Source organism: Halomonas smyrnensis AAD6, assembly GCF_000265245.1.
Taxonomy (GTDB): Bacteria; Pseudomonadota; Gammaproteobacteria; order Pseudomonadales; family Halomonadaceae; genus Halomonas; species Halomonas smyrnensis.
The window spans coordinates 1-24,692 of sequence record NZ_AJKS02000001.1; the positions used below are offsets into that span (position 1 = coordinate 1).

Consider the following 24,692-nt stretch of genomic DNA (forward strand, 5'->3'; position numbering starts at 1 on the left):
GCGGCGGCCGACGTCGCGGCCGGCGCGGCAGTGTCGCGGCTCGCCAGCATCTGCCCGGCCGGCGGCAGGGTGCGGCCCGGCAGCGGCATCAGCCGCTCGGCGGCGATCTCGGTGCGCGCCAGCCAGCCGTGGCCGTCGGCCAGGGCGGCGCGGGCGAAGCCGCGATTCAGCAGGTCGGCCATGTGCTCATCGCGGGAGGCCGCGGTGAAGCCGCCCATCACCACCGAGAGCATGCGCCGGCCGTCGTGCACCGCCGAGGTGGCGACGTTGAAGCCGGAGGCGCGGATGAAGCCGGTCTTGAGGCCATCGGCGCCCGGGTAGTTGGCCAGCAGGCGATTGTGGCCGCGGTAGGTGTTGCCGCGCCAGGTGAAGTCCTGCAGCGAGAAGTAGTGGTAGTACTGGGGGAAATCGAGCATCAGCCGACGGGCCAGCACCGCCATGTCGCGGGCGGTGGTGACCTGGGCGTCGTCCGGCAGGCCGGAGGCGTTGCGGAAGGTGGTGCGGCCCATGCCGAGCTCGCGGGCGCGCTCGGTCATCATCCGCGCGAAGTGGCGCTCGCTGCCGCCCAGCGCCTCGGCGATGACCACCGCCACGTCATTGGCCGAGCGCACCACCAGCGATTCGATGGCGGTCTCCACCGGAATGCTGTCGCCCGGCTTGAGGTAGAGCTTGGTGGCCGGCATGGCCGCGGCCGCCTGCGAGACCGGCAGCGGCTGCCCCAGGCTCATGCTGCGCCCCTCGATGGCCTCGAACAGCAGGTAGAGGGTCATCATCTTGGTCAGCGAGGCCGGGAAACGCGGCGCATCGGCGTTCTCGGCGTAGAGGATCTCGTGGGTATCGGCGTCGATGACGATCCCCGCGTAGCGAGGGTTCTCGGCCTGGGCGAGCGGTGCCAGCAGCAGGCTGACCATGACGAGGACGGCAAGCAGACTCGCTCGCCAGCCGGAAATCTGAGTCGGCAGCATCGGTGTTCCCCTGAAAAATGACGCGCTTTATAAGTGCATTATGACCTAGGGGCCTGCCCTGTACAGGACGAAACGCGGCCCGCAGCGCCATTTCCACTTTTCGTTGTCGGACATCCAGCCTCGTGCTTGAGCGCTTCGATGTCCACCTCGTCGATCTGCGCCGCGGCCAGGAAGCGTGCGGCATAGTCGCGCCACACGCCGCTGTCGAGCAGCAGGGCAAAGACATCGGGGTCCAGATGGCCATCGCGGGCCATGCCGGCCAGGATCGACAGCGAGCGCGACAGCGTCAGGCCCGGCTTGTAGGGCCGGTCGGCGGCGGTCAGCGCCTCGAAGACATCGGCCACCGCCATGATGCGCTCCTCCAGGCTGGCCTCGGCCAGCACCAGCCGGCGCGGATAGCCCTGGCCGTCCATGCGTTCGTGATGGTTGCCGGCGATGGTCGGCACCCGCCGCAGGTGCGCCGGCCAGGGCAGCGACTCGAGCATCATGACGGTCTGGACGATGTGCTCCTGGATGCGGAAGCGCTCGATGTCGTTGAGCGTGCCGCGCGCCACCCGCAGGTTGTAGAGCTCGCCCTGGTCGCCGGCCACCTCCGGCGGCTGCATGGCGAAGCCCCAGCGGTTGCGCGGGTCGTCCTCGGCCACCGGCGGCGGCGCGACGGCCCAGTCGAGGCGATGCCGGGGGCGGTCGGCCAGCAGCCGCTCCTCGGCGGGGAGCGGGGCTTCGGGCTCGCGGGCCAATCGTGCGGCCTCCTCCTCGGACACGCCGAGCCGGTCGTCGAAGTGGCGCCACCAGCGCCAGTCGGCGATCGCCTCGAGCCGCGCCAGGCCGTCCGCATCGACCGCCTGGCCGCCGCGGTTGAGCTCGGCCACCCGTCCAAAGGCCTCCTGCAGCTCGGTCTGCCGGCGCTGGCGCGCCGCGGCCAGCGTGGGCTCGTCGCCGCCCTCGGCCAGCCCGCGCCAGTAGGCGACGTCGGCGTCGCGCCACAGCACCTCGAAGCGGGTGCGGATCTCGTGGATGCGGTTGTAGCGGGTCTCCAGCTTGGTGGCCTTCTCCATGACCTCGTCGGGCGTGGTCAGCTTGCCGCAGTCGTGCAGCCAGGCCGCCAGGTGGAAGGCGGTGCGGCGCTCGTCGTCCAGCGTCTCGTCGGCGAAGGGGCCGGTGGTCATGCGATGGGCGCCCTCCAGCAGCATCTCGGCCAACTGCGGCACCCGCGAGCAGTGGCCGCCGGTATGCGCCGACTTGGCGTCGGTGGCGCCGGCGATCAGCTCGACGATGGCATCCAGCAGGCGCTTCTCGCCCTCCAGCAGTCGACGGGTCTCGATCGCCACCGCCGCCGCGCCGGAGAGCTCCTCGACGAAGCGCCGCCAGGAGCGATCGCCGCCCTGCCCCGACGCGCGCAGCGCCAGCACCAGCAGCCCCATGCGATGGCCGCTGCGATTGCACAGCGGCTGCACCAGATAGCCGCTGGCCGCGGCCCGGCGCTCCAGCGCCGCCATGCCGCCCTCCTCGGGGGCCTTCAGGGTCAGGCACGCCGGCAGCGGATCGTCGGGATCGCCCTGGCCCCGCTCGGCCTCGCAGACGAAGCGGGTGGCATCGCTCTCGTCCTCGAGGTAGATGGCGCCGTGGCGGCTGTCGGTGATGTTCAGCAGGTCCTCGAGCACGGTGGCGAGCAGCGTGTCCAGCCGCGGCTCGCGGCTCAGCGTGCGGGTCATGCGCTGGAAGCCCGCGATGCCCTCGGCCATGCCCGTCAGCGCGCCGCTCAGCTGCTGCACCTCGCGCACCGGCGAGCGCACCCCGCGGCAGGCCGAGAAGTCGAAGTCGCCCAGCGCCCGGACCTGCTCGGCCAGGGCGTTCAGCGGGCGGCTGAGCCGATGCCCGACCCACACGCCCAGCGGCAGCAGCGCCAGGGCCAGCAGCACGGCCACCAGCGAACGCTGCCACAGCAGCTCGCGGGTGCCGGCGAGCAGCTCGCGCTCCGGCACCACCATCAGCAGCGTGGCCGGCTCCACGCCGGGGATGCGGAACGGCAGGCGCATGCCGAACCAGTCCTCGCCGTCGACCCGGAAGCTGGCGGAGGCGCCGAAGGCGTCGTCGCCGGAGGCCGCCTCGCCCGGGGCCGCGGCGCCCAGCGAGGCGCCCTCGTCCCGGGTCAGGTGGCCGAGCCGCCGCAGCACCGGGTCATCGAGCTCGTCCAGCGTCGCCAGCCGCGGCGATCCGCCAGGCGCGGCGAGCAGCGTCTCCACGTCGGGATGCGCCAGCAGCCGGCCATCGCGGGACACCACCACCAGCCGGGTGCCGGGCGTGATGCCCAGCGCGTCCATTTCGCTGCCGAGATCGGCCAGCGAGGCATCAAGCCCCACCACCGACCGACCGTCGCGGCTGCGCCGGGCCAAGGTGATGCCGATCTCGCGGGTGGTGAACAAGGCATAGGGCTCAGTCAGCCAGGGGCCGCTGGCCGCCATCGCCCGCCGATACCAGGGGCGCTCCCGGGGGTCGAAGACGTCGCCCGGCTGGAGCCGCCGGCCGAGCAGGTTCAGGTCGCGGTCGTAGAGCCGCCACTCGGCCTGGGCATTGCCGCCGGCATCGCGGTCGACCGCCTGCACCAGATACGCCGCCTCGTCGGCCTCGGGCACCTCGGGCAACCGCGCCTGCGGCACCCGCCCGGCCGGGCGCAGCAGCAGGAAGTCGCCGTCCTCGTAGCCCACGTAGACGGCGCTGGCCGCCGAGTGCACCTCCAGCGAGGCGGCCAGCAGCGGCAGATGGCGCAGGCGATCGACGAGCCGCTGGCGCGACGCCAGATCGTCCTGGGCCAGCAGCGCCACCACCACCCGGGCCGGGTCGATCAGCCGCCGCGCCCGCTCCTCGGTGGTCACGGCCAGCTGACGGCCGGTGTCCTCCACGGCGCGGACCATCATCTTGTCGGCACCGCGGACGCCGTGCCACAGCAGCACCCCGGCCACGATCAGCATCAGGCCGACGATCGACACGGCGGTCAGCGCGCGAAGGGAGAAGGAACGGCGCATGGGCGGCCTCGGCAGCGGCGAGTCGGGCGCCGACGAGGTGCCGGCACTGCCTTCAAGATACGCCAAGTCCGCCGAGGATGGCGGCACCTTGCGGGAACGCCTTTCAACGTGGGGAGCCGTGCGCCTGGCTCGGATAGCCCTCTCGGAGTCTCCGCTCAGCTACCCCAGAGGCGCGAAACGCCGAGCCAGACCAGCCGCAGCGAGAGCAGCGTCAGCACCAGCCGGAAGAGATCGTCGAAGCCCCGCCGGTATCCCCCGGCGGGGCCTGTCACTCCCAAAGTGCCTGGGGATACCCCAATCAGGCTGCGCCGATCATCTTGCGCAGCACGTAGTGCAGGATGCCGCCGTGGCGGTAGTACTCCAGCTCGTTGGCGGTGTCGATGCGGCACAGCGCCTCGAGGGTCTGCTCGCCCTTGTCGCTCTCGATGGTCACCTCGACCCTGCCGCCCGGGGCGAGATCGTCGAGGCCCTTGATGGAGACGCGCTCATCGCCGGTCAGGCCCAGGGTCTCGCGGGTCTCGCCCTCGGGGAACTGCAGCGGCACCACGCCCATGCCGATCAGGTTGGAGCGGTGGATACGCTCGTAGGACTCCGCCAGCACGGCGCGCACGCCGAGCAGCCGGGTGCCCTTGGCGGCCCAGTCACGGGAGGAGCCGGTGCCGTATTCCTTGCCGGCGATCACCACCAGCGGGGTGCCTTCCTGCTGGTACTGCATGGCCGCGTCATAGATGGCCATCTGCTGGCCGGAGGGCACGTGGCGGGTCTCGCCGCCGACCACGCCGTCGAGCATCTCGTTCTTGATGCGCACGTTGGCGAAGGTGCCGCGCATCATGATCTCGTGGTTGCCGCGCCGCGAGCCGTAGGAGTTGAAGTCCACCGGCTTGACGCCGCGCTCCTGCAGGTAGCGGCCCGCCGGGCTGTCGGGCTTGATGGCGCCGGCCGGCGAGATGTGGTCGGTGGTCACCGAGTCGCCGAGCATGGCCAGCACGTGGGCGCGGTGGACGTCCTCGGTGGGGGCGGGGTCGCGGCCCATGCCGTCGAAGAACGGCGGATGCTGGATGTAGGTGGAGGCCTCGTCCCACTGGTACACCTCGCTCTCGGGGACGTCGATGGCCTTCCACACCTCGTCGCCCTCGAACACCTCGGCGTACTCCTTGCGGTACATCTCGGTGCGGACCTTCTCCACCGCCTCGGCGATCTCGGCCTGGGAGGGCCAGATGTCCTGCAGGTAGACCGGCTTGCCGTCGCGGTCGATGCCCAGCGGGTCGCGGGCCAGGTCCTTGCGCACGTTGCCGGCCAGGGCATAGGCCACCACCAGGGGCGGCGAGGCCAGCCAGTTGGTCTTCACCTGCGGATGGACGCGGCCCTCGAAGTTGCGGTTGCCGGACAGCACCGAGGCCACGGTCAGGTCGCCGTCGGTGATGGCCTGCTCGATCGGGCCGGGCAGCGGGCCGGAGTTGCCGATGCAGGTGGTACAGCCGTAGCCGACCAGGTTGAAGCCCAGGGCGTCGAGGTCGTCCTGCACGCCGCCGGCGGCCAGGTAGTCGGTGACCACCTTGGAGCCGGGGGCCAGCGAGGTCTTGACCCAGGGCTTGGTGTCGAGGCCGCGCTCCCGGGCGTTACGCGCCAGCAGGCCGGCGGCCATCATCACGCTGGGGTTGGAGGTGTTGGTGCAGGAGGTGATGGCGGCGATCACCACCGCGCCGGGGTCGAGGCGGAAGGCCTCGCCCTCGAGGTCGACCTGCTGGCTGTCGTGGTGCTCGTAGCTCTCCTCGACGCCGACCGCGGTCTGGCCGCCTTCGGACATCAGCTTGCCCTTCTCGGAGGGCGCCTCGAGCGGCTTGCCGTCGTCTTCCATCACCTTGGCGAAGGCCGTCGGCATGTCGGCCAGGTTGACGCGGTCCTGGGGCCGCTTGGGGCCGGCCAGGCTGGCCTCGACGTCGCCCATGTCGAGCTCGAGGGTATCGCTGAAGACCGGCTCGGCGCCGGGTTCGCGCCACAGGCCCTGGGCCTTGCAGTAGGCCTCGACCAGGGCGATCTGCTCCTCGTCGCGGCCGGTCAGGCGCATGTAGGTGAGGGTCTCGTCGTCGACCGGGAAGAAGCCGCAGGTGGCGCCGTATTCCGGGGCCATGTTGGCGATGGTGGCGCGGTCGGCCAGCGGCAGGTCCTTGAGGCCGTCGCCGTAGAACTCGACGAACTTGCCGACCACGCCGCGGCTGCGCAGCATCTGGGTCACCGTCAGCACCAGGTCGGTGGCGGTGATGCCCTCGCGCAGCTTGCCGGTGAGCTTGAAGCCCACCACCTCGGGGATCAGCATCGACACCGGCTGGCCGAGCATGGCCGCCTCGGCCTCGATGCCGCCGACGCCCCAGCCGAGCACGCCCAGGCCGTTGATCATGGTGGTGTGGGAGTCGGTGCCGACCAGGGTGTCGGGATAGGCGAAGGTCTTGCCGTCCTCCTCCTTGGTCCACACCGTCTTGCCCAGGTACTCGAGGTTGACCTGGTGGCAGATGCCGGTGCCCGGCGGCACCACGCGGAAGTTGTCGAAGGCCTGCTGGCCCCAGCGCAGGAACTCGTAGCGTTCGCGGTTGCGCTCCATCTCGATGGCGACGTTGTCCTTGAAGGCGCTGGGATCGCCGAAGTGGTCGACCATCACCGAGTGGTCGATCACCAGGTCCACCGGCGACAGCGGGTTGATGCGCGAGGGCTGCTCGCCGAGGGTCTCGACCGCGGCGCGCATCGAGGCCAGGTCGACCACGCCGGGCACGCCGGTGAAGTCCTGCATCAGCACCCGGGCCGGGCGGTAGCCGATCTCGCGATCGGACGAGGCGGTCTTCTGCCAGTCGACCAGCGCCTGCATGTCCTCGCGCTCGACGCCTTCCTGATCGGCGAAGCGCAGCTGGTTCTCGAGCAGGATCTTCAGCGTCATCGGCAAGCGCTCGATGTCGCCCAGCGTCTCGGCGGCCTTGGGCAGGCTATGGTAGTGGAAGGTGGTGCCGGCGGCGTCGAGGGTCTGCAGCGTCTCCGGTAGGGACGAAGTGCTCATGGGGTCCTCCTGTCACGGCGGGTAAGATCGAACCATCCTGGTCCGCTATAGATTACATGGTCATGATAGATGGCCTTTTCAACCATCGCGCCGACGCTGACCCCGGCGCCCTTGAAAAGACGGCCGCGGCGCCCCATCTAACGGGGCAGTGATCCGGCCGGGGAGGACATCGTGCACGAGGAAGCACTGGACAGCCACGCGGTGCGCTGCCCCTACTGCGATACCGGCTTCGAGCTGCTGGTCGATCTTTCCCAGGGCAGCCACACGACCTGGGAGGACTGCCCGCAGTGCTGTTCGCCGATCCAGATGCGCATCGAGGTGTCGCTCCTCGGCGGCGAGCTCGAGTCGCTGACCCTGGGGCGCGACGACGAGGTGCTGTGAAACCGGTGCCGTGAGCCGCCATGCCGCGAATGGGCCGCCCCGATGCCGGCCATCGATTTTGACTATCCGTGCCATTGACTCGCTTCAGTGGTGCGGCGAGGATGCCTGACCTAGCGTGGGCATTCCGCTTCTACCCCCGATGAATGTCATCACTCACTCAAGGAGATCTGCATGAGCGTACTGGTTGGACGTCAAGCACCCGATTTCGAAGCCGCCGCCGTCCTCGGCAACGGCGAGATCGTCGACAACTTCAAGCTGTCCGACAGCAACGGCAAGCTCCGCGTGCTGTTCTTCTGGCCGCTGGACTTCACCTTCGTGTGCCCGTCCGAGATCATCGCCCACGACAACCGTCTGGCGCAGTTCAAGGAGCTCGGCGTCGAGGTGATCGGTGTCTCCATCGATTCCCAGTTCACCCACCACGCCTGGCGCCTGACCTCGCCGGAGAAGGGCGGCATCGGTGAAGTCGGCTTCCCGATCGTGGCCGACGTCAAGCACGAGATCACCCAGGCCTACGGCATCGAGCATCCGGAAGCTGGCGTCGCCATGCGCGGCTCCTTCCTGATCGACGAGAACGGCGTCGTCCAGCACCAGGTCGTCAACAACCTGCCGCTGGGCCGCAACGTCGACGAGATGCTGCGCATGGTCAAGGCCCTGCAGTTCCACCAGAAGAACGGCGAAGTCTGCCCGGCCGGCTGGGACGAAGGCCAGGAAGGCATGAAGGACACCGCCGAAGGTGTCGCGAGCTACCTGGGCAACCACGCCGGCGCCCTCTAAGCCCGTGTGATGTCCTTCGGGGCGGCCTGCGGGCCGCCCCTCGCGTCCCCGACAGCGGCCTTCGCGATGCCGACGGCTCGCCGCCATCGCCAAGCCCGTTGCTCCACCCCTTTCGAGAATTGCGAGGTTTCCCATGAGCGAAGCACGCCACGAACGCCTGATCATCCTCGGCTCCGGTCCGGCCGGCTACACCGCCGCCGTCTACGCGGCCCGCGCCAACCTGAAGCCGCTGCTGATCACCGGCATGCAGGCCGGCGGCCAGCTGACCACCACCACCGACGTGGACAACTGGCCGGGCGATGACACCGGCGTGCAGGGCCCCGAGCTGATGGAGCGCATGAAGCGCCATGCCGAGCGCTTCGAGACCGAGGTGCTGTTCGACCATATCCACGAGGTCGAGCTGCGCGAGAAGCCCTACACCCTGAAGGGCGACAACGGCACCTACACCTGCGACGCGCTGATCATCGCCACCGGCGCCAGCGCTCGCTACCTGGGGCTGGACTCCGAGCAGCGGTTCATGGGGCAGGGCGTGTCCGCCTGCGCCACCTGTGACGGCTTCTTCTATCGCCAGCAGGAAGTGGTGGTGGTCGGCGGCGGCAACACCGCCGTGGAAGAGGCGCTGTATCTCTCCAACATCGCCTCCAAGGTCACCCTGGTCCATCGCCGCGACAGCCTGCGCGCCGAGAAGATTCTCCAGGACAAGCTGTTCGAGAAGGCCGAGAACGGCAATGTCGAGCTGATCTGGAATCACACCCTGGACGAGGTGCTGGGCGACAACACCGGCGTCACCGGGGCGCGGCTGAAGTCCACCGAGGACGGCAGCACGCGCGAGATCGGCGCGCCGGGCGTGTTCATCGCCATCGGCCACAGCCCCAACACCGGCATCTTCGAGGGCCAGCTGGACATGGCCAACGGCTACATCAAGGTGCAGTCCGGCCTCGAGGGCAACGCCACCGCCACCAGCGTGCCGGGCGTGTTCGCCGCCGGCGACGTCATGGACCACGTCTACCGCCAGGCGGTGACCTCCGCCGGTACCGGCTGCATGGCGGCCCTGGACGCCGAGCGCTATCTGGAAACGCTCTGAGCCTGGGCCCGCCTGGCGGGCCCGAGCCATCGCTAGTAATGCGGCGGCACCTCGTCCTCTGGGCGGGGTGTCGCTGTATCCGCCTCCTGGAGCGCCTGACGCTGCTCGCGCAGCTTGTGCTGCATCAGCTCGTTGAGGCGCTCCAGCTGCATCAGGCGCCTTTCCTGGGCGGCCACCGTGCGGTCCAGCGTATCCAGCCAGTGTTCCTGGTAGGCCAGCCGGCTCTCCAGGGCCTCCAGTCGCGCCGCCGCGTCGGAGGGCGTGTCGTCGTCGTGCATGATAGACTCCTTATGCCGTGTCAAGCTCATCCTGGCGCGGCCTGCCGTGGCCTGTCCGCATCGTTGGCGTTCACCGATGGTTCGCATGGTGCCGACGCAGCCGGGTCGAGGGCGGCCTTCGTGCCGTTCGGTGCCTCGCCCCCATCACATCCGTTCCCTACGACAAGAGAGCATCCGAGGTTTATGAATCGAAAGGTCGTGTTTCGTTGCAGTATCGTCAGTCTGCTGCTGGCCGCGCCGGCGCCGCTGCTGATCGCGCTGTTCGTCCATCTCACCGGCGGTGAGCTGTCCCGCGAGCTGTTTGCCAGCCTCGAGGTCGGCGGGCTGGCGGTGGTCTATGTCGCGGCGGCCCTGGCGGTCTTCCTGCTGATGCTGGTGGCCACCCTGGCGATCAACGCCCTGACGCCCCAGCTGTCCAACATCGCCGAGGTCGAAGACGACGGCCGCGAGATCGGCGAGGTCAAGTGGTTCAACGTCAACAAGGGCTATGGCTTCATCACCCGCGACAGCGGCGAGGATGTCTTCGTCCATTTCCGTGCCATCCGCGGCCGCGGTCATCGCACCCTGGCCGAGGGTCAGAAGGTGAAGTATCACGTCTCGCGCAATGACAGAGGTCTGCAGGCCGACGACGTGACGGTCATCACGTGAAGAGCGTCAGGCTTTAGCCCCCGCCAACGACATCGCCCCGCATCCGCGGGGCGATGTCGTTTCAAGAGCCGCCGTTCTGGCCGCAAGATGAGCCGATCCGGTCACAAGCCTGCGCGAGGGCGCTGTAAACCCGTCCCTGGGGGCACCTTTTGCCCTGCAGCGCTCTCGCATCCTGCTTCGCTTGCAGGACCGGTGCTGGCCATCCATGGCCAGCCCGTTCGGCGAGAATCGCCTCACCCATGGCAAAAAAACCTCGCTCCGCCTTGTCACCGGCGCTCATCGGCCGTCGAGCGATCACTGCCCCGAGTCGGGCCAGTCGATGGTGGCTTCAAAGCCGTCGGGCAGCACCTGCAGGAAGCGGTCCGGGTCGTCGCCGGGCTGCCAGCCGCCCAGCGAGCAGCGCACCTCGCAGCCGAGTCGCGCGGCGGCGGCGCGGGCGAGGTCGCCGTCGGTGGGCCAGGGCGATTCGGCGCTGTCCAGCCACAGGCTGGCGAAGCCGTCGGCGGCCTTCTCGACCAGCAGCACCGGGATCTCGGCCCCGTCGTGGCGGCCCTGGGTGCGCCAGCGGTGCTTGCCGGCCGGCTTCAGCGGCGCGGCGTCGAGGGCCTCGCCGAGCCAGGCGTTCAGGGCGTCGGGCTCGACGCGGGCCAGATAGATCTCGATGTCGGGATAGCGTTCCATGGTGTCCTCAGGGGCGTGACGTGCCGTCGACGAACAGCCGGGTCATGATCGCTTCATAGACCCGGCTGAGGTCGTCCAGGTCGGCGGCGCGGACCCGCTCGTTGACCTTGTGGATGGTGTCGTTGCGCGGGCCGAGCTCGACCACCTGGCTGCCCAGGGTGGCGATGAAGCGGCCGTCGGAGGTGCCGCCGGCGGTGGACAGCTCGGGGCGATGGCCCATCACGTCCTCGACGCCGCCGACCGCGGCCTCCACCAGCGCGCCTTCCGAGGTCAGGAAGGGTTCGCCGTTGAGCGTCCAGTCGATGTGGAAGTCCAGGCCGTGGGCCTCGAGGATCGCCTCGGTGCGCTGGCGCAGCGTCTCGTGGGTCAGGGCGGTGGAGTAGCGGAAGTTGAACACCACTTCCACCTCGCCCGGAATCACGTTGGTGGCGCCGGTGCCGGAGCGGATGTTGGAGACCTGGAAGCTGGTCGCCGGGAAGAAGGCGTTGCCGCCGTCCCAGTGCTCGCGCACCAGGGCGTCCAGCGCCGGGGCGACCTCGTGGATCGGGTTGCGCGCCATGTGCGGGTAGGCCACGTGGCCCTGCACGCCCCTGACGTGCAGCACGCCGCCCAGCGAGCCGCGCCGGCCGTTCTTGATCACGTCGCCGAGCCGGTCGGTGGAGGAGGGCTCGCCGACGATGCAGTAGTCGAGGCGGTCGTGGGACTCGCGCAGGTGCTCGACCACGGCGCGGGTGCCGTCCACCGCCGGGCCTTCCTCGTCGGAGGTGATCAGGAAGGCCAGGCGCCCCGGATGATCGGGGTGGGCGGTCACGAAGCGCTCCACGGCGGTGACCATGGCGGCCAGGCTGCCCTTCATGTCGGCGGCGCCACGGCCGCACAGCATGCCGTCGTCATCGATGCAGGGCGCGAAGGGCGGGTGCTCCCAGTTCACCTCGGGGCCGCTCGGTACCACGTCGGTGTGGCCGGCGAAGGCCAGCACCGGGCCGTGATGGCCGCGCACCGCCCAGAAGTTCTCGACGTCGCCGAACGGCAGGCGCTCGACGGCGAAGCCCAGGCGCTCCAGGCGTTCGATCATCAGGTCCTGGCAGCCCAGGTCGTCGGGGGTCACGGAGGGGCGGCGCATCAGCGCCATGGCGAGTTCGAGGGTCGGGGAGAGCGTGGGGTCGGAGCTGGTCGAGGTCATGCGGGATTCCGGCGGGCCGCACCCCGGCGCCGTGAGGCGCCGGGGCAGGGCTCAGTTGTGGGCGTGCAGGGCTTCGTTGAGTGCGATGGCGCTCTTGTTGGTCAGGCACTCGATGCGGCCGTTCTGGGAGTTGCGGCGCAGCAGCAGGTCGTCCTGGCCGGCCAGTTCGCGGGCGGCCACGACCTCGGCTTCCTGGCCCTGGTCGTCGAGCACGGCGACCTTGGCGCCGGCGGTGATGTAGAGGCCGGCTTCGACGGTGCAGCGGTCGCCCAGCGGGATGCCGATGCCGGCGTTGGCGCCGATCAGGCAGCCTTCGCCGACCTTGATGATGATGTTGCCGCCGCCGGACAGGGTGCCCATGGTGGAGCAGCCGCCGCCCAGGTCGGAGCCCTTGCCGACCATCACGCCGGCGGAGATGCGGCCCTCGATCATGCCCGGGCCTTCGGCGCCGGCGTTGAAGTTGACGAAGCCCTCGTGCATCACGGTGGAGCCCTCGCCGAGGTAGGCGCCCAGGCGCACGCGGGCGGTGTCGCCGATGCGCACGCCGGTCGGCACCACGTAGTCGGTCATCTTGGGGAACTTGTCGACGCAGTCCACCGACAGGGTGCGGCCTTCCAGGCGCGCCTTGAGGCGGCGGGCCGGCAGCTCCTCGATGTCGATCGGGCCTTCGCTGGACCAGGCGATGTTGCGCAGCAGGCCGAACATGCCGGTCAGGTCGGTGCCGTGGGGCTTGACCAGGCGGTGCGACAGCAGGTGCAGCTTGAGGTAGACCTCCGGGGCGCTCTGCGGCGGCAGGTCCTCGGCGATGAAGGTCGCCACCAGCGGGCGCCGGCTGGCGGCCATGGCCTCGGCGAGCTCGGCCTGGTCGGCGTGGCCGGCGGCCTTCAGGGCCTCGGCGAGCGCGGTGCACTGCTCGGGCAGGAAGCTGACGGCGGCGTTGCCGGCGGGGGCGTCGAGCACCTTGGCGGCGGCCTCGACCAGGGCGGCGTCCGGATTCAGCAGCGGCGCCGGGTAGTAGATCTCCAGCCAGTCGCCCTGGGTGTTCTGGGTGCCGATTCCGAGTGCAAAGCTGAGCATGTGGGGTCCTCTCGATGGGGGCAGGTCGGCCGCGTGGCCGCCTAGAGATTGTCGTAGTCGCCGTCGCGGAAGCCGACGAGGATGTCGTCGCCGGTGTCGAGCAGCGGGCGCTTGATCAGGGTGGGGTTGGCCATCATCAGCCGGCGGGCCTTGTCGCCATCGATGTCGGCCTTGTCCTCGTCGGGCAGCTGGCGCCAGGTGGTGCTGCGCTTGTTGAGCAGGGTCAGCACCGGCACCCGCTCGAGGATGTCCTCGAGCAGCGGGGCGGACAGGCCGTCCTCGCGCAGGTCGTGGAACTGAAAGGGTTGCCCCTGGCCTTCCAGGGCCTTGCGCGCCTTGCGGCAGGTATCGCAGTTCTTGATGCCGAACAGCGTCATCATGGCGGTCTCTCCTGATCAGGCGTGTCGTTCGACGTGGCGGCGCAGGCGGTGGGCGGCCTCGACGGTGGCGTCGAGCTCGTCCACCAGCGCCAGGCGGATGCGGCCGGCGCCGGGGTTCACGCCGTTGGCGCCGGGGCGGCCCATGTAGCTGCCCGGCAGCACGCTGACGTGCTGCTCGGCGAACAGCGAGCGGGTGAAGGCCTCGTCGTCGCCGCCGGGCACCGCCGGCCACAGGTAGAAGCTGGCCTCGGGCGCGGGGAAGTCCATCACCGGGGCGAGAATCTCGGTCACCGCGGCGAACTTCTCGCGATAGGCGTCGCGGTTGGCACGCACGTGGGCCTCGTCGTTCCAGGCGGCGATCGAGGCGTGCTGCAGCGGCAGCGACATGGCGCAGCCGTGATAGGTGCGGTAGCGGCGGAAGGCCGCCAGCAGCGCGGCGTCGCCGGCCACGAACCCCGAGCGCAGCCCCGGCAGGTTGGAGCGCTTGGACAGCGAATGGAACACCAGGCAGCGCCGGTAGTCGTGGCGGCCGAGCTCGGCGCAGGCCTGCAGCAGGCCCGGGGGCGGGGCGCCCTCGTCCAGGTAGAGCTCCGAATAGCACTCGTCGGCGGCGACGATGAAGTCGTGCTCGTCGGCCAGGGCGATCAGCTTCTTGAGCTCGTCGAGCGGCGTCACCGCGCCGGTGGGGTTGCCCGGCGAGCAGGTGAAGACGATCTGCACGTCGCGCCAGGTCTCGGCCGGCACGGCGTCGAGATCGGGACGAAAGCCGTGCTCGGCGCGGCAGTCGAGATAGAGCGGCGTGCCGCCGGCCAGCAGGGTGGCGCCCTCGTAGATCTGGTAGAAGGGGTTGGGCACCGCGACCCGCGCCGGGCGGCTGCGGTCCAGCGCCGCCTGGACGAAGGCGAAGATCGCCTCGCGGGTGCCGTTGACCGGCAGCACCTGGGATTCGGCGTCGAGGCCCTCGAGGGCGAAGCGCCGCCGGGCCCAGTCGGCGATGGCGCCGCGCAGCTCGGGCATGCCGGGGGTGGCCGGATAGCGGGCCATGTCGCCGATGTGCGCGGTCAGCGCTTCGAGGGCGCCGGCATAGGGCGCGTGGCGCGGCTCGCCGATGGTCAGCGGGATGTGCGCCAGGTCCTCGGGCGTCGTCACGTCGGCCTTGAGAGCGGCGAGCTTCTCGAAGGGATAGGGCTGCAGGGCGTCGAGATCGGGGTTCATGGCGCGTCCAGTGGGGGCCGTTATCGGCGTCGTTATGATGCTTGTGGTTCGATCGAGCGCTGGGCAAGACGCCGATTATAGGGAACCCCCGGTGGGGCCTCAAACGCGAGACACTGCGCAGGCTGACCCGGCGCCCGGCGCCGTTCAGCCGCGGATATCGAGCGTCTCGATCAGTCGCTCGCGCAGGCGCTGCTGGCGCTCGGGGTCGGTGATCGGATCGCCGGCCCGGTCGGTGATGAAGAACACGTCCTCGACCCGTTCGCCCAGGGTGGCGATCTTGGCCGCCGAGAGGGCGATGTCCTGCTCCATGAAGATGCGCCCGACCCGGGCCAGCAGGCCGGGACGGTCCGGCGCGGTGAGCTCCAGCAGGGTGCGGCCGCCGGTCGGGTCCTGCTCGATGATGACCTGGGTCGGCACCCGGAAGTGCTTGAGCTGGCGCGGGGTGTGACGGCTGACGATCTGCGGGTAGTCGTCCGGGTCGTCGAGCTCTTCCACCAGGTGGCGACGGATCTCCTCCAGGCGTGCCGGTTCGCGGATCGCCAGGTTGTCGTCGTCGAGCACGATGAAGGTGTTGAGCGTCCAGTCGTTGCTCGAGGTGGCGATGCGGGCGTCGTGCACCGAGAGGCCGAGCTGCTCCATGGCCGCCGAGGTGGCGGCGAAGAGGTTGTCCACCGAGCGGGTATGGATGAAGACCTTGGTGCCGCCCTCGGCCATGTCGGCGGTGGGGGCGCTGATCATCACCAGCGGCAGCTCGCTGCCCTGGTGGTCGAGGATGCCCTGGGTCTGCCAGGCGATCTCGCTGGGGGCGTACTGCAGGAAATAGTCCTCGCCCAGCGACTCCCACAGCCGGTCGACCCGGTCCATGTCGGCGCCCACCGTGGCCAGCAGCGAGTGCGCCTCGTCGCGGGTCTCGCGCACCGAGTCGTCGCGCTCCATCGGGTTCTCGAGCCCGCGGCGCAGGGCGCGCTTGGTCTCGGCGTGGAGCTGGCGCAGCAGCGAGGCGCGCCAGCCGTTCCACAGCGTGGGGTTGGTGGCGGTGATGTCGGCCACGGTCAGCACGTAGAGATAGTCGAGGCGTGTCTCGTCGCCGATCTCGCGGGCGAACTCGCTGATCACCTCCGGGTCGCTGATGTCGCGCTTCTGGGCGACCATCGACATCAGCAGATGATGCTCCACCAGCCAGGCCACCAGCCGGGTGTCGCGGACGGAGAGGCCGTGCAGGGCGGCGAAGGCCTCCACGTCGCGGGCGCCGATCATCGAGTGGTCGCCGCCGCGGCCCTTGCCGATGTCGTGGAACAGTCCGGCGATCCACAAGAGTTCCAGCTTGGGCAGCTGCTGGATCAGCACCGCGGCCACCGGGTAGGTCTCGCGGGCCTCGGCCTTGCGGAAGTTGTGGAAGCACTTGAGCAGGCGCAGGGTGTGGGCGTCCACGGTGTAGATGTGGAACAGGTCGTGCTGCATCAGCCCCACGGCCTGGCCGAACACCGGCAGGTACTTGCCGAGCACGCCGTAACGGTTCATGCGCCTGAGCTGACGGGCGACGTTGCCGCTGGAGCGCAGCAGGGCCATGAACAGCCGCTGGTGGCGCGGGTCCTCGCGGTAGCGGTCGTCGATCAGGTGGCGATGATCGCGGATCAGGCGGATGGTGTCGGCGCGCACGCCCTCGATCTCGGGGTGCTCGGCCATCAGCAGGAACAGTTCGAGCAGCGCCGAGGGCGCCTCGCGGAACACCGTCCGCGAACGGGCCTGGATGTAGCCGCCGGTGATCTCGAAGCGGGCGTTGAGCGGCACCGTCTCGAGCTCTTCGCCGTCGCGCAGGATGGCCTCGTCGAAGTGCTGCAGCAGCATGTCGTTGAGCCCGGCGAGCGCCGTCACATGCCGGTAGTAGCGTTTCATGAACTGCTCGACGGCGAGGCGCTCCGGGGTGTCCTGATAGCCGAACAGCTCGGCGATGGTGGCCTGGTGGTCGAACAGCAGGCGGTCCTCTGCGCGCCCGGTGAGCATGTGCAGTGCATAGCGGACCTGCCACAGGAAGGCCTGGCCCTGGCTGAGGATGCGCAGCTCGGCGTCGTTCATGAAGCCGATGTCGACGATGTCCTCGTAGCGCTCGGTGGCGAAGTGTCGCTTGGCGACCCAGCCGATCATCTGGATGTCGCGCAGCCCGCCGGGCGAGCTCTTGATGTTGGGCTCGAGGTGATACTCGGAGTTGTTGAAGCGGTAGTGGCGGGCGATCTGCTCCTGCCACTTGGCCTCGAAGAAGCGGTCCGCCGGCCACAGTCGGTCGGTGGCGATGCGCGCCTGCATGGCCTCGCGCAGCCGCTCGGGGCCGGCCAGGGTGCGCGATTCGAGCAGGTTGGTGATCACCGTGACGTCGGCGGCGGCCTCGCGCTCGCAGTCGGAGAGCGAGCGCACGCTGTGGCCGATCTCCAGGCCGATGTCCCACAGGAAGGTGATGAAGGCGGTCAGCGGTTCGCGGAACGGCTCGTCGTCATCGTGCTCGAGCAGCAGCAGCAGGTCGATGTCGGAGCGGGGATGCAGCTCGCCCCGGCCGTAGCCGCCCACGGCGAGCAGGGCGATGCCGTCGGGCCAGTCATGCTGCTGCCAGGCGAGCGCCAGCAGGCGGTCGAGGCACCAGGCGCGGCCGTGCACCAGGTCGCGGATGTCGGCACCGGCGTGGAAGCGTTCGTCGAGGCGCGCCTGGATCGTGGCCAGGGCCGCCTTGAACGGCGCGATCGGCGATCGGCTGCCGGTCAGCTCGGCGCGGAAGTCCTCGACGTCGAACAGGCTCTCGTCGGGCGTGAAGGCGTAGTGGTGCAGCAGCATGGCGGCCGGCTCAGTGGGCGAGGAAGGAGAGGTCTTCGTCGCTGCGCGCGGTCAGCACCTCCACGCCGCTGGCGGTGACCAGCAGGGTGTGTTCCCACTGGGCGGTGAGGCCCTTGTCCTTGGTGACCGCGGTCCAGCCGTCGCGCAGCACCTTGGTGCGGTGGTCGCCCACGTTGATCATTGGCTCGATGGTGAAGCACATGCCTTCCTCGAGGGCGATGTCCGCCTCCGGCGCATAGCCGTCGTAGTGCAGCACCTGCGGGTCCTCGTGGAAGCCGGCGCCGATGCCGTGACCGCAGAAGTCGCGCACCACCGAGTAGCCGCTGGCCTCGGCGTGCTGCTGGATGGCGCGGGCCAGCTCCGAGAGATGCACGCCGGGACGCACCAGGGCGATGCTTTTGTAGAGGCATTCCTGGGTGACGCGGCACAGGCGGCTGCCCTGGATGCTCTCGCCGACGATGAACATCACGCTGGAGTCGCCGTGGTAGCCGTCCCGGGTCTTCACCGTGACGTCCAGATTCATGATGTCGCCCTTCTTCAGCTTCTTGCCGTCGTCGGGGATGCCATGGCAGACCACGTGATTGATCGAGGTGCACACGGACTTGGGGAAGCCGTGATAGTTGAGCGGGGCGGGCGTGGAGCCGAGCTCGTCGACGATGTAGTCGTGACAGCGCCGATCGATCTCGCCGGTGCTGACGCCGGCCTGGACGTAAGGGGCGATCATCTCGAGCACGCTGGCGGCCTGGCGGCCCGCTTCACGCATCTTCTCGATCTCGTCGGGCGTTTTGATGGGTACGTTCATGGAATCTCGGAATCGGAGGTGGTGTCGCCGGGCTCGAGGGCGCGGGAGGCGTCGGGCGACTTCATCTTGGGAGTGATCCATGGTATAAAGCTGCGCGCTTTCCTGCAATCGCGGAGCCTCGCCGAGTCCTCGGCGCCTCGGCGACCCCCAGGGGAGTACGTCAATCAACGCAATGCCTTGAAAACACACATGCACCGGCACATGGTCTCGGGTGCTGTCGTGGCCATCCTCGATGACGCGACGGTCGGATCCATGGGGTGCGTGGAGGCCTAACCCGATTTTTCAGGAGTCATCCATGGCACACGTCAACATGCGTGACCTGCTCAAAGCAGGCGCCCACTTCGGTCACCAGACCAAGTACTGGAACCCGAAGATGAGCAAGTTCATCTTCGGCGCTCGCAACAAGATTCACATCATCAACCTCGAGCACACCCTGCCGGCCCTCAACGAGGCGATCGACGTGGTCGAGAAGATGGCTGCGGCCAACAACAAGATCATGTTCGTCGGCACCAAGCGCAGCGCGAGCAAGATCGTCAAGGAAGAGGCCACCCGCGTCGGTCAGCCGTTCGTCAACCACCGCTGGCTCGGCGGCATGCTGACCAACTACAAGACCATTCGCGTCTCCATCAAGCGTCTGCGCGAGCTCGAGGCCATGCACGAGGATGGCACCTTCGAGAAGCTGACCAAGAAAGAAGTGCTGATGGCGACCCGCGAGCAGGACAAGCTCGAGCGGTCCGTGGGCGGTATCAAGGAAATGGGCGGCCTGCCCGATGCCCTGTTCGTGATCGACGTCGATCACGAGCGCATCGCCATCAACGAAGCGAACAAGCTGGGCATTCCGGTCATCGGCGTGGTGGATACCAATTCCAACCCCGATGGCGTCGACTACGTGATCCCGGGCAACGATGACTCCATCCGCGCCATCCAGATCTACGTCAAGGCCATCGCCGACGCCTGCGGTCGTGCGAAGGAAGGTCGTCCGGACGAGTTCGTCGAGGTGACCGAAGCCGAAGAGAGCCAGGGCGACGCCGCCGAGTGATCGTCGGCCCGCCTGGGTCGGCCCGACTGCCGTCACTTCGGTGACGGCTCGCCGAGCAGGCGCAAGGGGGCTCAGGCCCCCTTTTCTCTCTTCTTCCCCGCTATTATTTCAGGTCGAACCATTCAGAGGACACTACCATGGCAGCTATCAGCGCCTCTCAGGTCAAGGAACTTCGCGAGCGCACCGGGCTCGGCATGATGGAGTGCAAGAAGGCCCTCACCGAGGCCGGCGGTGACATCGACACCGCGATCGAGAACCTGCGCAAGAACTCCGGTCTCAAGGCCGCCAAGAAGGCCGGCCGTACCGCCGCCGAAGGCGCCGTCGTCACCCGCGTTGCCGAAGACGGCAGCTATGGCGTGATGGTCGAGATCAACTCCGAGACCGACTTCGTCGCCCGCGACGACAACTTCACCGCCTTCGCCGACCGCGTGGCCGATGCCTTCTTCGCCGCCAAGAGCGAAGACGTCGCCGCCATCATGGAAGGCGAGCTGGAAGAAGCCCGCGAGCAGCTGGTGCAGAAGATCGGCGAGAACATCGGCGTGCGCCGCAGCGTCGTCGTCGACGCACCGGAAGGCGGTCTGGTGGGCGCCTACGTCCACGGCGGCCGCATCGGCGTGCTGACCACCCTCAAGGGTGGCACCGCCGAGGCCGCCAAGGACGTGTCCATGCACGTGGCCGCCATCAACCCGGCCGTCGCGCTGCCGGAAAACATGCCGCAGGACAAGCTGGACGCCGAGAAGGCGATCATCCTGGCCCAGCCGGACATGGCCGGCAAGCCGGAGCAGATCGCCGAGAAGATGGTCCAGGGCCGCCTGAAGAAGTACCTGGCCGAGAACAGCCTGACCGAGCAGGCCTTCGTCAAGGATCCGAACCAGACCGTGGCCGAGTACGTCAAGGCCGCCGGTGGCGAGGTCATTGGCTTCACCCGCTTCGAAGTGGGCGAGGGCATCGAGAAGGAAGAGGTCGACTTCGCCAAGGAAGTCATGGAACAGGCGCAGCGCAGCTAAGGCGCCAGCCGGTTCCAGCATGAAGATGGCGTGCGCGAGAGCGCACGCCTTCGCGTATCCGGCCGGTGCATCCGGCCATCCAGATTCCTCGAGTTTCCGGGAGACATGCCATGAGCAGTGCCGAGCCACTTTCCACCAAGACCGACAAGCCTCGCGCCGAGGTCTCTAAGTACAAGCGCATCCTGCTCAAGCTGTCCGGGGAGGCCCTGACCGGCGACGCCGAATTCGGCATCGACCCCAAGGTGCTCGACCGCATGGCGCTGGAGATCGGCCAGCTGGTCGGCATCGGCGTTCAGGTCGGCATCGTGGTCGGCGGCGGCAACCTGTTCCGCGGCGCCGCGCTGCACGAAGCGGGCATGGAAAGGGTCACCGGCGACCACATGGGCATGCTGGCCACGGTGATGAACGCCCTGGCGATGCGTGACGCCCTGGAGCGCTCCAACATCCGTTCGCGGGTGATGTCGGCGATTCCCATGAGCGGCGTGGTCGAGCACTACGACCGCCGCACGGCGATCCGCTACCTGACCTCCGGCGACGTGGTGATGTTCTCCGCGGGAACCGGCAACCCCTTCTTCACCACCGACTCCGCGGCCTGCCTGCGCGGCATCGAGATCGACGCCGACGTGGTGGTCAAGGCCACCAAGGTGGACGGGGTGTACGACAAGGACCCGGTCAAGTATCCCGATGCGGTCAAGTATGAGCAGCTGTCCTACGATGACGCCATCGACCAGAAGCTCGGGGTCATGGATTTGACCGCCATCTGCCTGGTGCGGGACCATGACATGCCGGTACGCGTGTTCAACATGAACAAGCCGGGGGCGCTGCTGAACCTGGTGGTAGGCGGCCGGGAAGGCACGCTGATTGACAGAGGGTGAGAACGTGATTGACGAGATCCAGAAGGACGCAGAAAGTCGCATGAAGAAGAGCCTCGACTCTCTTCATCACAACTTCAACAAGATCCGCACCGGCCGGGCGCATCCCAGCATCCTGGAGGCGGTGACCGTCGATTACTACGGCGGCCAGGTGCCGATCAATCAGGTGGCCTCGGTGAACATTGAGGACGCCCGGACCCTGACCGTGGTGCCCTGGGAGCAGCAGATGGTGCCGAAGGTCGAGAAGGCCATCATGACCGCCGAGCTGGGCCTCAACCCGGCGAGCGCCGGCAACGTGATCCGCGTGCCGATGCCGATGCTCACCGAGGAGACTCGCAAGGGCTACATCAAGCAGGCGCGTCAGGAAGCCGAGAATGCCCGGGTGGCGGTGCGCAACGTGCGCCGCGACGCCAACGGCGACATCAAGGCGCTGCTGAAGGACAAGGACATCACCGAGGACGAGGCGCGTCAGGGTGAGGATGCCATCCAGAAGCTGACCGACAAGGTCGTCGCCGAGATCGACAAGACCCTGGAAACCAAGGAACACGACCTGATGCAGGTCTGACGGACGGGCCGGCGGCACCTCCGGGTGCCGTCGTTCATGGAATGCCCCGTCCCACCCGCCATGCGAGACATCATGACGTCACCCCAGTCTCCCCAGCCCCGAGCCGACGGGGACCGCCTGCCGCATCACGTCGCCATCATCATGGATGGCAACAACCGCTGGGCCAAGGCCCGCGGCATGTCCGGCGTGCGCGGCCATCATGCCGGCGTCGAGGCCGTGCGTGCGGTGATCCGCCGGGCCGCCGAACGCGGCATCGAGACCCTGACGCTGTTCGCCTTCTCCAGCGAGAACTGGAAGCGGCCCGCCGTCGAGGTCAACGCCCTGATGGAGCTGTTCCTGATCGCGCTCAAGCGCGAGGTCAAGAAGCTGCATCAGCACGACATTCGCCTCTCGGTGATCGGCGATCGCAGCGGCTTCTCGTCCTCCATCCAGAAGCGCATCGAGCAGGCCGAGGCGCTGACCGGCGACAACCGTGGGCTGCATCTGGTGATCGCCGCCAACTACGGTGGCCAGTGGGACATCGCCCAGGCGGCCCGGCGGCTGGGGGAGCGGGTGGCCGCGGGCGAGCTGGCCCCCGAGGCGATCGACGAGGCGGCGATCGGGGCCGAGCTGAGTCTCACCGCCCCGGTGGACCTGTGCATCCGCACCAGCGACGAGAAGCGCATCTCCAACTTCCTGCTCTGGCAGCTGGCCTACGCCGAGCTCTATTTCTCTCCGCTGCTGTGGCCCGATTTCGACGGCGACGCCTTCGACGCGGCCCTGGCCGACTTCGCCGGGCGCAAGCGCCGCTTCGGCATGACCGACGACCAGGTCGAGGCTCAGCAAGGTGCTTAAACAACGCATTCTCACCGCCGCCTGGCTGGCGCCGCTGGCGCTGGTCGGGCTGTTCGGGCTCGACGGCGTCGCCTTCGCGCTGTTCACCGCGGCCATCGTGCTGCTCGGGGCCTGGGAATGGGCCAATCTGGCCGGCCTCGGGGCCGGCGCCCGCCGGCTGAAGCCGGTGCTGGGCCTCGCCGTCCTGATGGCGCTGCTGGGCCTGACCGGCCAGCACCAGGCGAGCTGGGTGCTGTGGCTCGGCGCCCTGGGCTGGCTGCTCAACCTGCGCTGGGTGGTCGGCTATCCGTCACGCCTCGCGCAGTGGGGCTCCACCGGCATGCGCCTGGCCATGGGGCTGTGGGTGCTGCTGCCGGCCTGGGTCGGCTTCAACGTGCTGCGCGAGGCCGGCGGCGTGTGGCTGCTGTTCGTGCTGCTGCTGGTGTGGGGCGCCGATGTCGGCGCCTACTTCGTCGGCAAGTCGCTCGGCAAGCGCAAGCTGGCGCCCCGCGTGAGCCCCGGCAAGACCCGCGAGGGCGTGATCGGCGGGCTGGTGGTGACCGAGCTGCTGGCGCTGGTGTTCGCCGACTGGCAGGCCCTGTCGTTCGGCGCGACCCTGGCGCTGCTGGCGGCGACCGCGGTGGTCACCCTGGCCTCGGTGGTCGGCGACTTGCTCGAGAGCATGCTCAAGCGTCACCGCGGCATCAAGGACTCCAGCCAGCTGCTTCCCGGTCACGGTGGGGTGCTGGATCGCATCGACAGCCTGTGCGCCGCGGTGCCGCTGTTCGCGCTGCTGCAGGTCGGAGGGTTCGGCGCATGAGCCAGCCCCAGGCCGTCACCGTTCTCGGCGCCACCGGTTCGATCGGCGCCAGCACCCTGGACGTGCTGGCGCGGCACCCCGACCGCTATCGCGTCCATGCCCTGACCGCCCACCGTTCCCGCGAGGCGCTGCTCGCGCAGTGCCGGACCCATGCCCCGGCGCTGGCCGTGCTCGACCGCGAGGAAGACGCCGCCTGGCTGCGCGAGCGGCTGGGCGAGGCGGGGCTCGCCACCGAGGTGCGCTGCGGCCCCGAGGCGCTGGTCGAGGTCAGCGAGGCGTCGGAGGTCGAGGTGGTCATGGCGGCCATCGTCGGCGCCGCCGGGCTGCTGCCGACGCTCGCCGCGGTGCGCGCCGGCAAGCGGGTACTGCTGGCCAACAAGGAAGCGCTGGTGATGTCCGGGTCGCTGTTCATGGACGCCGTGGACCGTCACGGCGCGACCCTGTTGCCGATCGATTCCGAACATAATGCCATCTATCAGTGTCTACCCGTCGAGCATCGCGGCGGGCTCGCGCGCCACGGCGTCACCCAGCTGCTGCTGACCGCCTCCGGCGGCCCCTTCCGCGGCTGGTCGGCCGAGGCGCTGGCCGGGGTCACCCCCGAGCAGGCCTGCGCCCATCCCAACTGGTCGATGGGGCGCAAGATCTCGGTGGACAGCGCCACCCTGATGAACAAGGGCCTCGAGCTGATCGAGGCCTGCTGGCTGTTCGATGCCCGGCCGTCGCAGATTCAGGTAGTGGTGCACCCGCAGAGCGTGATCCACTCGATGGCCGCCTATGCCGATGGCTCGGTGCTGGCCCAGCTGGGCAACCCGGACATGCGCACCCCGATCGCCTACGGGCTGTCGTGGCCGGAGCGCATCGATGCCGGCGTGGAGGCGCTGGATCTGTTCCAGATCGCGCGGCTCGACTTCGAGCCCGCCGACGAGGCCGCCTTCCCCTGCCTGCGGCTGGCCCGCGAGGCCATGGAGGACGGCGGCACGGCGCCGGCGGTGCTCAACGCCGCCAACGAGGTGGCCGTGGAGGCCTTCCTTGACGGCCGGCTGGGCTTCGCCGGGATCGGCGAGCTGGTGGCGCGGGTGCGCGAGGCCTGCCCGCTCGAGCCCGCCGATGCGCTGGAAGGGATTCTCGCCGCCGATGCCCGGGCGCGCCGTGAGGCCGAGGCCTGGCTGGGGCGCCGCTAGCGCCTTCTTTCGTCAACTTTACCGGAGATAGC

At 69.0% G+C, this 24,692-nt stretch carries 22 protein-coding genes; 11 read left to right on the plus strand and 11 right to left on the minus strand.

Annotated elements, in window-relative coordinates:
• The 3 genes from UYS_RS0200005 to acnA form a co-directional block, all read right to left on the minus strand.
• Nucleotides 1-965, minus strand: a 965-nt coding sequence (locus tag UYS_RS0200005) for a D-alanyl-D-alanine carboxypeptidase family protein (RefSeq protein WP_016853433.1), incomplete at its 3' end; no start/stop codon positions are given.
• 38 nt (nucleotides 966-1,003) lie between these two features.
• Nucleotides 1,004-3,991 carry an HD domain-containing phosphohydrolase gene (locus UYS_RS18765; RefSeq protein ID WP_016853434.1) on the minus strand — a complete coding sequence of 996 codons (2,988 nt, stop codon included), beginning with the start codon at nucleotides 3,989-3,991 and terminating at the stop codon, nucleotides 1,004-1,006.
• A 298-nt stretch (nucleotides 3,992-4,289) separates the two neighbouring features.
• A complete protein-coding gene (gene acnA / locus UYS_RS0200015; RefSeq protein ID WP_016853435.1) occupies nucleotides 4,290-7,037 on the minus strand; it encodes an aconitate hydratase AcnA in 2,748 nt (915 codons plus the stop codon).
• A 171-nt stretch (nucleotides 7,038-7,208) separates the two neighbouring features.
• Here acnA and UYS_RS0200020 point away from each other — a divergent pair, with 171 nt between their 5' ends.
• The 3 genes from UYS_RS0200020 (at nucleotide 7,209) to trxB (ending at nucleotide 9,276) form a co-directional block, all read left to right on the plus strand.
• Nucleotides 7,209-7,418: a zinc ribbon domain-containing protein gene (locus UYS_RS0200020; protein ID WP_016853436.1), complete on the plus strand. Its 210-nt coding sequence runs from the start codon at nucleotides 7,209-7,211 to the stop codon at nucleotides 7,416-7,418.
• 171 nt (nucleotides 7,419-7,589) lie between these two features.
• Complete coding sequence (locus tag UYS_RS0200025; protein WP_016853437.1) at nucleotides 7,590-8,192, plus strand: peroxiredoxin; 603 nt, start codon at nucleotides 7,590-7,592, stop codon at nucleotides 8,190-8,192.
• 133 nt (nucleotides 8,193-8,325) lie between these two features.
• Nucleotides 8,326-9,276 (plus strand): thioredoxin-disulfide reductase, encoded by a 951-nt coding sequence (trxB, locus tag UYS_RS0200030; protein ID WP_016853438.1) that lies wholly within the window; start codon nucleotides 8,326-8,328, stop codon nucleotides 9,274-9,276.
• Nucleotides 9,277-9,308: 32 nt separating this feature from the next.
• Here the strand turns inward: trxB and UYS_RS0200035 are convergent, their stop codons facing one another.
• Nucleotides 9,309-9,554: a SlyX family protein gene (locus UYS_RS0200035; RefSeq protein WP_016853439.1), complete on the minus strand. Its 246-nt coding sequence runs from the start codon at nucleotides 9,552-9,554 to the stop codon at nucleotides 9,309-9,311.
• A gap of 183 nt (nucleotides 9,555-9,737) precedes the next feature.
• Here UYS_RS0200035 and UYS_RS18940 point away from each other — a divergent pair, with 183 nt between their 5' ends.
• Nucleotides 9,738-10,202 carry a cold-shock protein gene (locus UYS_RS18940; RefSeq protein ID WP_016853440.1) on the plus strand — a complete coding sequence of 155 codons (465 nt, stop codon included), beginning with the start codon at nucleotides 9,738-9,740 and terminating at the stop codon, nucleotides 10,200-10,202.
• Nucleotides 10,203-10,496: 294 nt separating this feature from the next.
• Here the strand turns inward: UYS_RS18940 and UYS_RS0200045 are convergent, their stop codons facing one another.
• The 7 genes from UYS_RS0200045 to map all read right to left on the minus strand — a co-directional run bounded on the left by UYS_RS0200045 (nucleotide 10,497) and on the right by map (nucleotide 18,363).
• Nucleotides 10,497-10,883 (minus strand): hypothetical protein, encoded by a 387-nt coding sequence (locus tag UYS_RS0200045; RefSeq protein WP_016853441.1) that lies wholly within the window; start codon nucleotides 10,881-10,883, stop codon nucleotides 10,497-10,499.
• Nucleotides 10,884-10,890: 7 nt separating this feature from the next.
• Nucleotides 10,891-12,066 (minus strand): succinyl-diaminopimelate desuccinylase, encoded by a 1,176-nt coding sequence (dapE, locus tag UYS_RS0200050; protein WP_016853442.1) that lies wholly within the window; start codon nucleotides 12,064-12,066, stop codon nucleotides 10,891-10,893.
• A gap of 51 nt (nucleotides 12,067-12,117) precedes the next feature.
• Nucleotides 12,118-13,143: a 2,3,4,5-tetrahydropyridine-2,6-dicarboxylate N-succinyltransferase gene (gene dapD / locus UYS_RS0200055; RefSeq protein ID WP_016853443.1), complete on the minus strand. Its 1,026-nt coding sequence runs from the start codon at nucleotides 13,141-13,143 to the stop codon at nucleotides 12,118-12,120.
• Nucleotides 13,144-13,184: 41 nt separating this feature from the next.
• Entirely contained in the window at nucleotides 13,185-13,523 is a 339-nt protein-coding gene (locus tag UYS_RS0200060; RefSeq protein WP_016853444.1) for an arsenate reductase, read from the minus strand.
• A 15-nt stretch (nucleotides 13,524-13,538) separates the two neighbouring features.
• Nucleotides 13,539-14,738: a succinyldiaminopimelate transaminase gene (gene dapC, locus UYS_RS0200065; protein ID WP_016853445.1), complete on the minus strand. Its 1,200-nt coding sequence runs from the start codon at nucleotides 14,736-14,738 to the stop codon at nucleotides 13,539-13,541.
• A 144-nt stretch (nucleotides 14,739-14,882) separates the two neighbouring features.
• Complete coding sequence (locus tag UYS_RS0200070) at nucleotides 14,883-17,561, minus strand: [protein-PII] uridylyltransferase (protein WP_016853446.1); 2,679 nt, start codon at nucleotides 17,559-17,561, stop codon at nucleotides 14,883-14,885.
• Nucleotides 17,562-17,571: 10 nt separating this feature from the next.
• On the minus strand, nucleotides 17,572-18,363 hold the full coding sequence (gene map, locus UYS_RS0200075) for a type I methionyl aminopeptidase (RefSeq protein WP_016853447.1): 792 nt from the start codon (nucleotides 18,361-18,363) through the stop codon (nucleotides 17,572-17,574).
• Nucleotides 18,364-18,658: 295 nt separating this feature from the next.
• On the opposite strand from map, the gene rpsB reads away from it, so the two are divergent.
• The 7 genes from rpsB (at nucleotide 18,659) to ispC (ending at nucleotide 24,660) form a co-directional block, all read left to right on the plus strand.
• The gene (gene rpsB / locus UYS_RS0200085; protein WP_016853449.1) at nucleotides 18,659-19,402 is read left to right on the plus strand and encodes a 30S ribosomal protein S2; all 744 of its coding nucleotides are present in this window, start codon (nucleotides 18,659-18,661) and stop codon (nucleotides 19,400-19,402) included.
• Between the two features lie 137 nt (nucleotides 19,403-19,539).
• Nucleotides 19,540-20,409 carry a translation elongation factor Ts gene (gene tsf / locus UYS_RS0200090; RefSeq protein WP_016853450.1) on the plus strand — a complete coding sequence of 290 codons (870 nt, stop codon included), beginning with the start codon at nucleotides 19,540-19,542 and terminating at the stop codon, nucleotides 20,407-20,409.
• A 110-nt stretch (nucleotides 20,410-20,519) separates the two neighbouring features.
• Nucleotides 20,520-21,284 carry a UMP kinase gene (gene pyrH / locus UYS_RS0200095; RefSeq protein ID WP_016853451.1) on the plus strand — a complete coding sequence of 255 codons (765 nt, stop codon included), beginning with the start codon at nucleotides 20,520-20,522 and terminating at the stop codon, nucleotides 21,282-21,284.
• 4 nt (nucleotides 21,285-21,288) lie between these two features.
• The gene (gene frr, locus UYS_RS0200100; protein WP_026068241.1) at nucleotides 21,289-21,846 is read left to right on the plus strand and encodes a ribosome recycling factor; all 558 of its coding nucleotides are present in this window, start codon (nucleotides 21,289-21,291) and stop codon (nucleotides 21,844-21,846) included.
• A 72-nt stretch (nucleotides 21,847-21,918) separates the two neighbouring features.
• Nucleotides 21,919-22,680, plus strand: a complete 762-nt coding sequence (gene uppS / locus UYS_RS0200105) for a polyprenyl diphosphate synthase (RefSeq protein WP_026068242.1) — start codon at nucleotides 21,919-21,921, stop codon at nucleotides 22,678-22,680.
• Nucleotides 22,673-23,479 carry a phosphatidate cytidylyltransferase gene (locus UYS_RS0200110; RefSeq protein ID WP_016853454.1) on the plus strand — a complete coding sequence of 269 codons (807 nt, stop codon included), beginning with the start codon at nucleotides 22,673-22,675 and terminating at the stop codon, nucleotides 23,477-23,479. The genes uppS and UYS_RS0200110 overlap by 8 nt, the downstream gene beginning before the upstream one ends.
• Complete coding sequence (gene ispC / locus UYS_RS0200115) at nucleotides 23,476-24,660, plus strand: 1-deoxy-D-xylulose-5-phosphate reductoisomerase (RefSeq protein ID WP_016853455.1); 1,185 nt, start codon at nucleotides 23,476-23,478, stop codon at nucleotides 24,658-24,660. Before UYS_RS0200110 ends, ispC begins: the two co-directional genes overlap by 4 nt.
• Nucleotides 24,661-24,692: the final 32 nt, after the last annotated feature.